This window comes from Streptomyces sp. NPDC056486 (genome assembly GCF_042795295.1).
Classification (GTDB): domain Bacteria; phylum Actinomycetota; class Actinomycetes; order Streptomycetales; family Streptomycetaceae; genus Streptomyces.
This window is the reverse complement of record NZ_JBHTSF010000113.1, coordinates 18,043-28,964: the sequence shown is the minus strand read 5'-3', so window position 1 is coordinate 28,964 and position 10,922 is coordinate 18,043. Positions and strand designations below refer to the sequence as shown.

General features: G+C 68.4%; 11 protein-coding genes. All 11 read right to left on the bottom strand.

Features of this window, described 5'->3' with window-relative positions:
• Positions 1-484: 484 nt before the first annotated feature.
• Positions 485-1,156, bottom strand: a complete 672-nt coding sequence (locus ACFQ7F_RS32850) for an OmpA family protein (RefSeq protein ID WP_383278430.1) — start codon at positions 1,154-1,156, stop codon at positions 485-487.
• 2 nt (positions 1,157-1,158) lie between these two features.
• On the bottom strand, positions 1,159-1,767 hold the full coding sequence (locus tag ACFQ7F_RS32845; RefSeq protein ID WP_383278427.1) for a hypothetical protein: 609 nt from the start codon (positions 1,765-1,767) through the stop codon (positions 1,159-1,161).
• A gap of 32 nt (positions 1,768-1,799) precedes the next feature.
• The gene (locus ACFQ7F_RS32840; RefSeq protein ID WP_383278436.1) at positions 1,800-2,408 is read right to left on the bottom strand and encodes a pilus assembly protein TadG-related protein; all 609 of its coding nucleotides are present in this window, start codon (positions 2,406-2,408) and stop codon (positions 1,800-1,802) included.
• Positions 2,405-2,692, bottom strand: a complete 288-nt coding sequence (locus ACFQ7F_RS32835) for a hypothetical protein (protein ID WP_383278439.1) — start codon at positions 2,690-2,692, stop codon at positions 2,405-2,407. Before ACFQ7F_RS32835 ends, ACFQ7F_RS32840 begins: the two co-directional genes overlap by 4 nt.
• A 377-nt stretch (positions 2,693-3,069) precedes the next feature.
• Positions 3,070-3,960: a DUF5936 domain-containing protein gene (locus ACFQ7F_RS32830; RefSeq protein WP_383278424.1), complete on the bottom strand. Its 891-nt coding sequence runs from the start codon at positions 3,958-3,960 to the stop codon at positions 3,070-3,072.
• Positions 3,961-3,973: 13 nt separating this feature from the next.
• Positions 3,974-4,918 (bottom strand): type II secretion system F family protein, encoded by a 945-nt coding sequence (locus ACFQ7F_RS32825; protein WP_383278421.1) that lies wholly within the window; start codon positions 4,916-4,918, stop codon positions 3,974-3,976.
• A gap of 37 nt (positions 4,919-4,955) precedes the next feature.
• Entirely contained in the window at positions 4,956-6,314 is a 1,359-nt protein-coding gene (locus ACFQ7F_RS32820; RefSeq protein WP_383278418.1) for a CpaF family protein, read from the bottom strand.
• A gap of 9 nt (positions 6,315-6,323) precedes the next feature.
• Positions 6,324-6,674, bottom strand: coding sequence for a TadE/TadG family type IV pilus assembly protein (locus ACFQ7F_RS32815; RefSeq protein WP_383278415.1), 351 nt, complete (start codon positions 6,672-6,674; stop codon positions 6,324-6,326).
• Between the two features lie 50 nt (positions 6,675-6,724).
• On the bottom strand, positions 6,725-8,338 hold the full coding sequence (locus tag ACFQ7F_RS32810; RefSeq protein WP_383278412.1) for a CpaE family protein: 1,614 nt from the start codon (positions 8,336-8,338) through the stop codon (positions 6,725-6,727).
• 596 nt (positions 8,339-8,934) lie between these two features.
• Positions 8,935-9,648 (bottom strand): Flp pilus assembly protein CpaB, encoded by a 714-nt coding sequence (cpaB, locus tag ACFQ7F_RS32805; RefSeq protein WP_383278409.1) that lies wholly within the window; start codon positions 9,646-9,648, stop codon positions 8,935-8,937.
• 116 nt (positions 9,649-9,764) lie between these two features.
• Positions 9,765-10,670, bottom strand: coding sequence for a hypothetical protein (locus ACFQ7F_RS32800; protein WP_383278406.1), 906 nt, complete (start codon positions 10,668-10,670; stop codon positions 9,765-9,767).
• Positions 10,671-10,922: the final 252 nt, after the last annotated feature.

Below are 10,922 nucleotides of genomic sequence, written 5' to 3'. Positions count from 1 at the left end.
GCAGCCTCCACGCCCCGAAAAGGGGCCAGTTGCAAGAAAGTCCCGCCCATTCACCCCTAACCTCGGCGTGTCGTGGGACTTTCCTGCAATCCGCCGCCCGATGCTCCTCCACTGCCCCTTCGCGGCCACCCCCGACGATCCGGCCGCCGGCCGCTTGACGAGACCGCCACCCCTCCCCGAACCGACCGCGCGCCTCACCCACGCCCCGCCGCCCCCGACGAACCGGTCCGCACCCGGCGGTAAAACCGAACGACCCGCCATGCGTGGTCGAGAGTCCCGCCCCTGGGCCGTCCGGTCGTCTTCCCTCGCGTGGTGGAGGGACGGGAGTCAAGGGTGGCCCGCAGGGCCATCGGCGTAGCCGACGCGACGCAGGAGCGCCCTTTACTCCCGGCCCGCAACCACCAATCTGGGTTCAACCGGACGGCCCCGGCGCCCAGACCAACACCGGATCAGTACAGCCCCGTCTCTTGGGCAGAACGCGCGGTCAGTCCTGGCTCCCGGAGGGCGCCGTTCCCGTGTCCGCGCTGGAGCCCCTCGGGAAGGACACCTCGACTCGGCGGTTCTTCTTGCGGCCCTCCTCGGAGCCGTTGTCCGCGATCGGATAGTCCTCGCTGTAGCCGCGTACGGAGTACGTGACCTCGGGGCCCAAATAGCTGGCCATCTTGTCGTGCACGGCCTCCGCGCGTTCACGCGACAGCTTCTTGCCGTGGCTGTAGGAGCCGAGGTCGTCCGTGAAGCCGAACACCCTGACGTTCGTCGCCTTTTGGGCCTTCGCCTCCTCGGCGATCGCCTTGATCCGCGCGTTCGCCTCCGGGTTCAGCTTGGGGCTGTCCTTGGCGAACAACACCTCCGCCTGCAGCGCGAACTTCACGTCCGTATTGGTGTCCTCGCGGCGTTCCTCGCCACCGAGGTCTTCGACCACGGACTTGATGTCAAGCACCTTCGCCGGGGCCAGCGTCGCTCCGTCGGCCAGCTTCAGCCCGGGGCTGTTGGAGTCGACATCCTGGGGTCGGGTGGTGGTCGTGCTGCCGGGAGGTGCGCTGGGGTCGTCGTCGTCCGCGAAGGCGGGGGTGCCTGCCAGGAGGACCAGGGCCGTGAGGGTGGCGGTGGCTGTGGCGAGTGTTCGGGTGCGGGTGCGTGGTCGTGGGTGGGCCATGGTCACTCACCCTCGGAGATCTCTATGGGGGCGGGAGGCATGGCGCCTACCTGGAAGTCGACCTTGGCGGTCCCTTCCGGCGGGGCCGGGAACTGGGCGTACCAGTCGGCAGTTTGGCCGGGCTTCACACCGCCCGTGAACTTGGTGCATAGGCAACGCCCCCCGGTGTCGCGGAGGACGAGGTACTTCTTCTTCCCCTCGTTGTCGATCAGATTGGCGCCCGCTACCGATGAACCGTTCTTGTTCAGCTCACGTTCCTCACCACGCCAGTTGGCAGCAGCCCAGAACTTACCCCCGCTGTTCGTCACCTTGCCCGAAACCGTAACGAAGCCGCCCTCATCACGCACGGCGGACGTAACCGTCAGCGTGATGTTCTCCTCCCCCTTCACCTCCGCCAACACCTTGTCTGTCGCCGGAGCTTGAGCTTCTCCCTCCTTGTCCTCGCCATCCTCACCACTCTTGGTCTTCGCGGGTGACGAAGCGCCCTTCTCTGACTTGCCGTCGCCGTCGTCGCCTCCACCACCGCAGCCGGCGACCGTGAGGACCAGCCCAGTCGTGATCGCCACAGCGGTCATTGCCCTGCGGGTCTTTATGGTGCGCCGAATGTTCATCGGTACAGCTTCCTTCTTTCGTCGAACGCTCATCAGTCGGCCAGGTGAACGGAGAAGAGAACGGATGCGTCCGGGAGATCATCCAACTCGAAGTCATCCGGATCGATCTCGAAAGAGTCGCCGCCGTCGCAGTCGAATTCCACGGCCTTCTCTGGGTCGGCCGAAGGAGTAACACCGCAGCGCGGCTTAATGATGGCGGTCGCCTCGGCCTGGGCATGCTGGGACTCCGTACCCGGAATGATCGAGTCACCCACCGTGTAGTTGGTCTCGATCTTCGCCCGGAATCCCGGATACCCGTTCACTTCGGCCGGCCCGAAGCTGATTACGGAAGAGTCGTTGTCCGCAGCCAGCGCATCCGCCGCACCTTCGGCACCGTCACCGGTGAACTTGTCGCCATCCAGCCAGTCGAGCCAGTCGTCACCCTCACCGATGGACGACCCCAGCCCATCAACGAGTTCATCTCTGGCGTCCTGGGCGGCCGCCAGAGCCGCAGCATCAGCAGCGGACTGGGCGCCGTTCCGGGCGGATGCGGCTTGAGCGAACGCGAAGAACGCGAACGCAACAAAGAGCAGAATCCCCGTCATCCAGATGTAGATCGGGAGAGTCTGCCCTGTGTCATTGAGGAGGCGACTGCGCCTCAGCCGCCGATCACGTCCGACACCGCGTCCTGAATCGCGCCGGAGATCTGACCGTCGAGTCCCAAGCCGTCGATGAGCACGAAGATCCCCGCGATCAAAATCATCAACCCCGCATACTCCACAAACCCAGCCCCCGCATCCCGCTCCCTCCCCCGAACCCGGGAAGCCACGGTTACGGTCCAGTCGACCCAGACTCTGAGTACGCGATCTTTCAGCACGATGGCCCCTTCTCTCCCACCCGGTACACGAACCGCCGGCGTAATCAATTCCGACGCCGCTGTCGTCATAGGCAACGTACGCGAGATCACGTGACCCAACAGCCACTCTCCGCAACCAATGCCCTTTGAGACGCGCAAGTTGGCGAGTTCCCTTCCCCGGAGGCGAGGTCATCACGCACCCCGGAGGCATGCGGCAGAGATCCGTGACCGGGTGGTCGGTGACTCGATGCGTTCCACGACTTCCCCTCCCGTGAATACCGTGAACTCGCCTTTTGCAAAGGTCAGCTGGGTGGGCAGGAGCCGATCGGGGCCACCCGTGGGGTTAAAGCGCCCTCCCCACCCTTCGAGTGACTGTCCCACATTAGGTTGCAGCCGCGAAGAGGTTTCGCCTAGTGGCTTGATACCGGCTCCCGCCGGGAGGCCCACCGCACCGATCACAGCAACCCTCACTTCCCCAGAATCGAGCCGAAGTCGGACCCCGAGCCGAGGAACATTCCCGCCGCGATCAGGATCATCGTGGCCGGAAGCATGAAGACCAGCGTCACCATGGTTGCTTTGGGGATCGTTTTGGCTGCCCTGCGGCGCGAGTTTTGCGCGTCCGTGCGCCGCATGTCCGTGGCCAGCTGGATGAGTGTGTCCGCGATGGGGGAGCCCAGTTCCTCGCCCTGTTGGAGCGCCGAGACGAACTGCGACACCTGCTCCGACGCGTTCCTGCGGCGCAGTTCGTCGAACGCCTGGCGGCGGCTCACGCCCATGTCCATCTGTCGGAGGGTGATGCGTAGTTCGTCCGCCCATGGGCCCTCGTAGCGCTCCGCCACCCGGTCGAGTGCCTGGCGGAAGCCGAGGCCCGCCGACACCACCACCGCGAGTACGTCCAGGAAGTCCGGCAGCGTGCGGTCGATGACCTCGCGGCGGTCCCGTATCGCCTGCCAGATCAGCGCGTCCGCCGCCGTCACGCCGAAGGCGAAGGTGAGGAGGCCGAAGAGTGGTGAGCCGTTCGAGAGGAAGATCAGGCCCATCACGACGCCGAACAGGCCGTACACCGCCCTGCGCGCCGCATAGCGGTCGATCGTCAGGCCTCCCGGGTTGCCCGCCATGTCGATCCTGCGGCGTTTGGCGCCCACCCGCTTCGGGCCCATCAGGCGCAGGACGAGCGGCGCGAAGCGCATGCCGAGGCGGTCCACCGCCGAGCCCGCCGTCGAGACGCGCGTGGCGCCTATCTCCAGGGCTATCGCCAGGTCCGAGGGGAGCTTCGCCTCCGCGCGGTACATGCGCACGCCTTGGCAGACGCCCGCCACGGCGAGTCCCATCACCACTGCCAGAGCCAGTGCCAGCAACGTAACTCCCCCCTCACACTTCGATCTTGCCGAGGCGTCTGATCACGAAGAAGCCCACCGCATACAGGCCCAGCGAGATCAGAATCAGCATCTGGCCCACCGGCGATCCCGTCACCCTCGCCAGTGCGCCCTCATTGGAAGAATTGATCAGGAGCAGGGAGCCGAGGCCGAGGAGCGGGACCGTGAACGCCGTCGCGTGGACCTCCGAGAGCATCGTGCGGACCTCCCGGCGGGTCTCCTTCCGGTCCTCGAGCGTCTGGGTGAGGTTCCTCAGTGAATTCACCACCGAGCCGCCCGCCTTGTTGGAGAGGACCAATGTCGTTACCAGGACTATCAGTTCGCGGGACGGGAGGCGTTCGGCCAGTTCGCCCAAGGTGTCGTCGATCGAGCGGCCCATCGTCAGCTGGTCCGCCACCATCGAGAGTTCCTCGCCTGCGGGGGCTTCCAGTTCTTCCGCCGCCATCGCCAGTGACGTACGTAGCGCCAAGCCCGCCGCTGTGGCGTTCGCCAGGATGCGTGCCACGTCGGGGAGTTGGTTGATGAACGCTTCTATTCGCTTCTGGCGTTGCCAGTTGAGGAAGACCACCGCGCTCCATATCGCCACGATGCCTGCGATCGGGCCGAAGAACGGGGCCAGGGTCGCCGCCGCCATCAGCCAGAGCGCGGCGACGACCGCCACGACGTAGACGAAGAACTCGCCCGCCGTCAGGTCGAGTCCCGTCGCCGAGAGGCGCCGGTGGATGGAGCGGCCCAGGCGGGTGCGGCGCAGGCGGCGGTCCACCGCCGAGAAGCGGCGGCCCCGGCCGACGGCGTCGCCCTTGCCGGGGCCGATCGAGAGACGGTCGACCAGTGCCTGGCGCTGGGCCCGCCCCGACGCGTACGCGTGGACTCCCGCGACGGCGAGTGTGCAGGTCAGGATCGTGGCGCCGAGGGCCAGGAGGGCGGATTGGTTCGCCATCAGCCGGTGGTTTCTCTCGTACGCGCCCTCGTGCTGCTCATCCGATCGCCTCTCGTGTGTTCAGTACGTCGATGGCCTGGGTCACGCCGAAGCCGGGCGGCACCGGCTCGCCCGCCACGTAGAGGCGCTCTGCGACGGAGCGTGGTAGCGGCAGGTGCTCGAAGTAGCCGTGCACGCGGCGGTCCAAGCCGCCGCCGCCCGGCTGGCGCGGCACGAAGCGGGTCACCGGGGCGATGCGGAACTGTTCGCGGCCGTGCGAGACGAGGAGGACGATCTCGGCGATCTTGCGGGAGCCGTCCGCGTGCCGGGCGAGCTGGACCACCACGTCCACCGCGGAGTTGATCTGGTCTTTCAGGGCCTCGAAGGGGATCTGGACCTCCGACATCGAGCCGAGGGTCTGGAGGCGCATCAGCGCGTCCTCTGCGGTGTTGGCGTGGACCGTGGCCAGGGAGCCGTCGTGGCCCGTCGACATCGCCTGGAGCATGTCCAGGGTCTCGCCGCCTCGGACCTCACCGACGATGATGCGGTCGGGGCGCATACGGAGGCTGTTGCGGACCAGGTCGCGGATGGTGATCTGGCCCTTGCCCTCGACGTTCGGAGGGCGCGATTCGAGGCGGATCACGTGGTCCTGCTGGAGTTGGAGCTCGGCCGAGTCCTCGATGGTGATGATGCGTTCGTGGGCGGGGAGCAGGCCGGAGAGCGCGTTGAGGAGGGTCGTCTTGCCGGAGCCCGTACCGCCGCTGACGATGATGTTGAAGCGGGCCCGGACGAACGCGGAGAGCAGGAGCAGCATGTGCTCGTCCAGCGAGCCGAGGCCGATGAGCTCATGCAGCGTGTACGCGCGGGGGAAGCGGCGGATGGTGAGCGTCGCGCCGGTGAGGGCAAGCGGCGGGATGATCACGTTCACCCGCTCGCCGGTGGGGAGGCGGGCGTCGACCATCGGGTTCGACTCGTCCACGCGGCGGTTGACCGTGGAGACGATGCGCTCGATGGTCTGCATGAGCTGGTCGTTCGACGCGAAGCGGAGGGGGAGTTGTTCGACTCGTCCTGCGCGCTCCACGAAGATCGAGTCCGGGCCGTTGACCATGATTTCCGTGATGGAGGCGTCTGCCAGGAGTGGTTCGAGTACGCCGAGGCCAAGGGCCTCGTCCACTACGCGGCGGATGAGCTGGGAGCGCTCCGATGTGGAGAGGACCGGGCCCTCTCGGCTGATGATGTGGCCCATGACGCGTTCGAGGCGGACTCGGCGGTCCGCCGTGGTGAGGGACGACATCTCGGCGAGGTCGATCTCTTCGAGGAGCTTGGAGCGGTAGACGGCCACGAGGCCGTCGTCGCGGCTGGGGCCGCTGCCCTCGCCGTGGTCGTTCGGGGTCGCTATGCGGTCGCGGAGGCTCATCTTTCTCTCTCAGCTCCCGTCTTCGTTCTCGTCGTTGGGCATGGTGGCCGACTTCGTGACGGACCAGCCGGCGTCGACGAAGGGGAGCAGGGTGGGGACTTGGACGGTGACCTCCGCCGTTGTCGTGGTGCCGCCCCCGCTGAGGGCGACCTGGGCGTCGAGGCTGCCGTCCATCGCCGCCATGCCCGCGGCTTCGCCGCCCTCGCCCTGGGAGGCGACTCTCGCTGCCGCGCGGGCGCCGGATCCGGCCTGGTTCACGGCGTAGCCGACGAGGCCCAGCTGGATGGTGGCCAGGCCTATGAGGAGAAGGACGGGCAGGAAGCCGGCGAATTCGAGCATGGATACGCCTCGGTCGTCCATGGATGCACGACGGGCGTGAGGGCGTCGGGAGGGCTGAGCTCGTTGCTTTCTCACCCGTCCTCATCCCCCTCCTTCGCCGCGCCCGCCTCCCCGCTCACCTTCCATCCCGTGTCGATCCCGGGGAAGAACAGCGGCACCTCCGCGTCCACGTGGGCCTTCCACACCGACCCGTCGTCCGTGCAGGCCACCGTCGCGCCCTGCCACGCCGACGGCAGATGCTCCTTCGCTGCGGCCGTGCACGCCGCCGCTCCGCCCTCGCCCACCGCGTACGCCGCTGTCGCCGCCCGCGCCGCCTCGTCCGCCGCGTTTCCCGCGAGGGAGAACGTGTAGCCGTACAGCGCGCACTGCCAAAGGAGGCCCATCACCGCGAGCAGGAGCGGGAACATCCCGGCGAATTCGAGGGTGACGGCGCCTCGGTCGCCTCCGGCCCGCTTCCGGAGATTCAGCGCGCCCCGCTTGCTCGCGCCGGACGCCTCCGGGGCCACCAGGCCGAGCTCGCCCGCCAGCGCCCACAGCGCCTGTTTCACGGAGGACCTGCTGTCCAGGTCCTGCATGCGGCCCGCGTCGACCGCGCCCTGCAGCTCCTTGAAGTTGGCGGGGATGGCCGTACGGGCCACCCTCGTCCCCGTCACCCGTTCCACCAGCGATGGCTGGATGTCCGCGCCCTTGCCGTGGCGGTTGACGACCGTGAGCGTCTCCTCCGCCTTGCGGATCTGGAGACGGTCCCACAGGCGCACCATGCGCTTGGCGGCGCGTACGGAGACGACGTCCGGGGTGACGAGGAGGATCGCCTGGTCGGCGAGTTCGATGGCGGCCGCGCTCGCCCCGGTGACGTACGTACCGCAGTCGACGAGTACGACTTCGTAGCGGCTGCGCAGGGCGCTGAGCGTCTGGCGGGCCACCCGGTCGGTGATCTCCTCGCCCCGTTCGCCCTCGCCGGGGGCGAGGAGGAGGCCGATGCCGGTCTCGTGGGTGTAGACGGCGTCCTGGAGGACGCGGGGTGTGATGTCCGTGATCGTCGCGAGGTCGGCGATGGAGCGGCGGAACTGTACGTCCAGGTAGGAGGAGACGTCCCCGGACTGCAGGTCCAGGTCGAGGAGGGCGACGCTGCGGCCGGAGGCGCGGGCCGCGAGGGCTAGCTGGACGGTGGCCAGGGTTGTGCCGACGCCTCCCTTGGACCCGCTCACCGCGACGACGTGCCCGCCGCCGGGGGTGTCCCCGGAACCGGCATAGATCTCCATGCCCGCGCTGCCCAGGTGTCTGCGCATCCCCGCCGACCAGGCTGCCGCCGCGTGCACCCGCTCGGCGAGCGCGTCGTAGGCGAGCGGGAAGCCGACGATGCCGCGTGCGCCGGAGTCCATCGCGGCCGTCAGGAGGCCCGGGCTCGTGTCGGCGGTGATCAGGACGACGCCGACCGCCGGGAAGCGCAGGACGAGGTCGCGGATCAGGTCGAGGGCGGGGACGGGGCCGATGCGTTCGTGGATGAGGACGACTTCGGGGAGCTCGTCGATGGACTCTGCGCCGAGGCGGGCCAAGGTGTCGAGCAGCGCCGTCGAGTCCGCCACCGGGAGCGCGGGCTCTGCGTTCGGCAGTTGTCCGGTCAGCGTCGAGAGTGCTCGGGCTGCGTCCATGTCCCCTACGGCGGGGAGGATGCGGGTTGTCATGCGACGCTCCCGGGGGCATCGGTGCCGGGGTGGGTGGCCCGTTCGTGCGCGCTCGGCAGTCGGCGCTGACTAATGGGGCTTTCCCGCCCACCCGCCCGAGCACCCCGCGTCGGTTCCTGGGCGAACAGGCTCTCCCAGCCACCCGCCCGGTTACCCCGCATCATTTCCCGGGCGAACAGGCTCTCCCGCCCACCCGCCCGATTGCCCCGCATCATTTCCCGGGCGAACAGGCTCTCCCGCCCACCCGCCCGATTGCCCCGCATTGCCTCCTGGGCGAACAGGCTCTTCCCGCCCGCCCACCCGAGCACCCCGCGATGCCGGGTAATCGGGTGGGCGGGTGGGAGAAATCCGCCGCACAGCGGTGGCCTTGGCCCGCCCACCCCGCGATGCCGGGTAATCGGGTGGGCGGGTGGGAGAAATCCGCCGCACAGCGGCGGTCTTGGCCCGCCCACCCCGCGATGCCGGGTAATCGGGTGGGTGGGTGGGAGAAATCCGCCGCGCAGCGGTGGCCCTGGGTGCCTGCTCACAGCCGCCCGAGGGAGAACTCCGCCGCGCAGCGGCGGTTCAGACGTGCGTCGCCTCATCCGCGGGGCCCCCTACTTGTCCTCGTCGAGTGTGTAAGTCCGGTCACCCCGCGGGATGGCACTCTCCTCGCCCTGACCGACCAGGGCGAGGCGCACATGCGTGGCGAACGACTCCGCGTACGCGACGCGCTGCGCGTCCGCCGTGTCGAGGGCGAACGTGATCGGCACGGCCTCCGTCGCCGTACGGCGGCTGCTGCGGTCGTCCTGGTCAGGGTCGAGCGCCGTCAGCTTGCCCACGTCGATCACCTTCGCCGACTCGACGATGACCTTCGACTGGTCCTTGGCGTTGTCGGTCTCGCCCTTGAAGGTGGCGTAGATGTTCACCGTCGCCCCCGGCGTGATCTTCCCCGCCACACCCGTGGCCGCGTCGATCATGATGGCGATCTCCTGCTGCCCGGGTTCGAGTTCGGGACGGTTGACGATCATGTCCGTCTGGAGCAGCGAACCCTTTCGCAGCTCCGTCACCGCGATCTTGCCGCGCACCTGGCGGAGGTCGGTGACCGCGTTGTCCGAGAGCCAGCGCTCCGGCATCTCGACCTTCTCGAACTGGTCCGCGCTGAGCTCCTTATAGGGGGCGATGTCCCCCTTGAGCTTGTACGCGGCCACCTCGGGCCCCACCTTCGAGTTCACGTCCCGGATCACCGACAGGACGCCCGCGAACGCGCCGAACGCGGCCAGGACCGACAGGACCAGCAGGATGACGCCGCGGCGCTGGCGTGAGTTCATGGAGCGGACTACCTCGATCGGTGCGGATGGCTACGGACAGTGATCGGTGTGGTGCGCGTTCAGTTCGGGTTCGAGTTCAGGTTCGAGTTCGGGTTCGTACCCAACTGGGCCCGGCCTTACGTCCCGCCTCGCGGCAGCGCCCGTACAGCGGAAGCGGAAGCAGAGGCAGAAGCAGGCGCCCCGCGTTCAGGAGGCGGCGGCAGTGGCGCGGCGCAGAAGCCGCAGCGGTCGCCGATGAGTTCGAGGCCGCACCAGTGGCAGTCGTCCCGCCGGACGGACGACACCAGTTGGTAGAGCAGGGAGATGTCGGGGATCGCCGCGGCGAACTCGACGAGCTTGCCCGTCGCCCACCAGCGCGCGGACTCCACGGGAAGGCGCGCCTCCGATACCCCCTGCGTACGCCACGCCGGAGCGAGCGTCCCTGTGACCCAGTCCGACGCCAGTTGCCCGGTGGCGTACAGCATCTTCGTGCCGAATCCGGGGCCGGGGAGCGTCGCGTCACCCGTCACCTTGATCAGCTGGGGGCGCGGCGTCGCGAGGACCGCGAACTGGGCGCCCGGCACCCAAGACTTGGCGTGCGACTGGAGGGTGACCGGGACCCGGTCCAGCTTGGCCACGGAGCCGAGCAGGGCGCCCGCGTAGATGTAGTGGGAGAGGAGCCGGGCCGCCGACGCGAGCACGCCGGGGCTGAAGTCGCAGATCGACAGCTGGCGGAGCTGGAGCGCGAGGACCGCGAGGCCGAGCGGCGGCAGGTCGGGGCGGAGGATCGCGATGCGGTCGCTCTCCAGGACGGAGCGGATCGCGTGCATGCGCTGCACGACGGCGGGCGGCGCCGACGCGGGGCACAGGATGATCACATAGCCGTGGTGCTCGATGAGCGTGTGCATCTCGGTCAGCGCCTGGTCCAGGGAGTACGTCCGTGACGACTGGACGGCGCTCTGGAGGACGGCCGCGGACGGGGTGTGCCGGTCGGGCGACGGCAGCACCAGGTCAGGGCCTGTGACGGCTATGGCGGTCGGCATGCGTACACCCCCCGGGGTTCGTGCACTTCTGCCTCAGCACCATATCCAGGTCAGCGCCACCTCAACACCCAACTTCCCACTGTTCACATCGAGGTTGGCCGGACTGCCGGGGTCCAAGTGGTGCCAGAGGTCTTGACAACTCAATTGGTCTGGACCAGCTTGTACGACCACTGGACCAGGTCGTACGAGGTTGTACGAGCAGCCGTACGAGGTTGCACGAGCAAGTGAGAGCTCTCCGAATGCCCCAACTCC

Bases quoted from the DNA above. Each gene is read 5' to 3' on its own strand.
- ACFQ7F_RS32810 (WP_383278412.1), bottom strand. From the start codon at position 8,338: ATGACAACCCGCATCCTCCCCGCCGTAGGGGACATGGACGCAGCCCGA.
- ACFQ7F_RS32850 (WP_383278430.1), bottom strand. From the start codon at position 1,156: ATGGCCCACCCACGACCACGCACCCGCACCCGAACACTCGCCACAGCC.
- ACFQ7F_RS32825 (WP_383278421.1), bottom strand. From the start codon at position 4,918: ATGGCGAACCAATCCGCCCTCCTGGCCCTCGGCGCCACGATCCTGACC.
- ACFQ7F_RS32800 (WP_383278406.1), bottom strand. From the start codon at position 10,670: ATGCCGACCGCCATAGCCGTCACAGGCCCTGACCTGGTGCTGCCGTCG.
- ACFQ7F_RS32815 (WP_383278415.1), bottom strand. From the start codon at position 6,674: ATGGACGACCGAGGCGTATCCATGCTCGAATTCGCCGGCTTCCTGCCC.
- ACFQ7F_RS32835 (WP_383278439.1), bottom strand. From the start codon at position 2,692: ATGACGACAGCGGCGTCGGAATTGATTACGCCGGCGGTTCGTGTACCG.
- ACFQ7F_RS32845 (WP_383278427.1), bottom strand. From the start codon at position 1,767: ATGAACATTCGGCGCACCATAAAGACCCGCAGGGCAATGACCGCTGTG.
- ACFQ7F_RS32820 (WP_383278418.1), bottom strand. From the start codon at position 6,314: ATGAGCCTCCGCGACCGCATAGCGACCCCGAACGACCACGGCGAGGGC.
- cpaB (WP_383278409.1), bottom strand. From the start codon at position 9,648: ATGAACTCACGCCAGCGCCGCGGCGTCATCCTGCTGGTCCTGTCGGTC.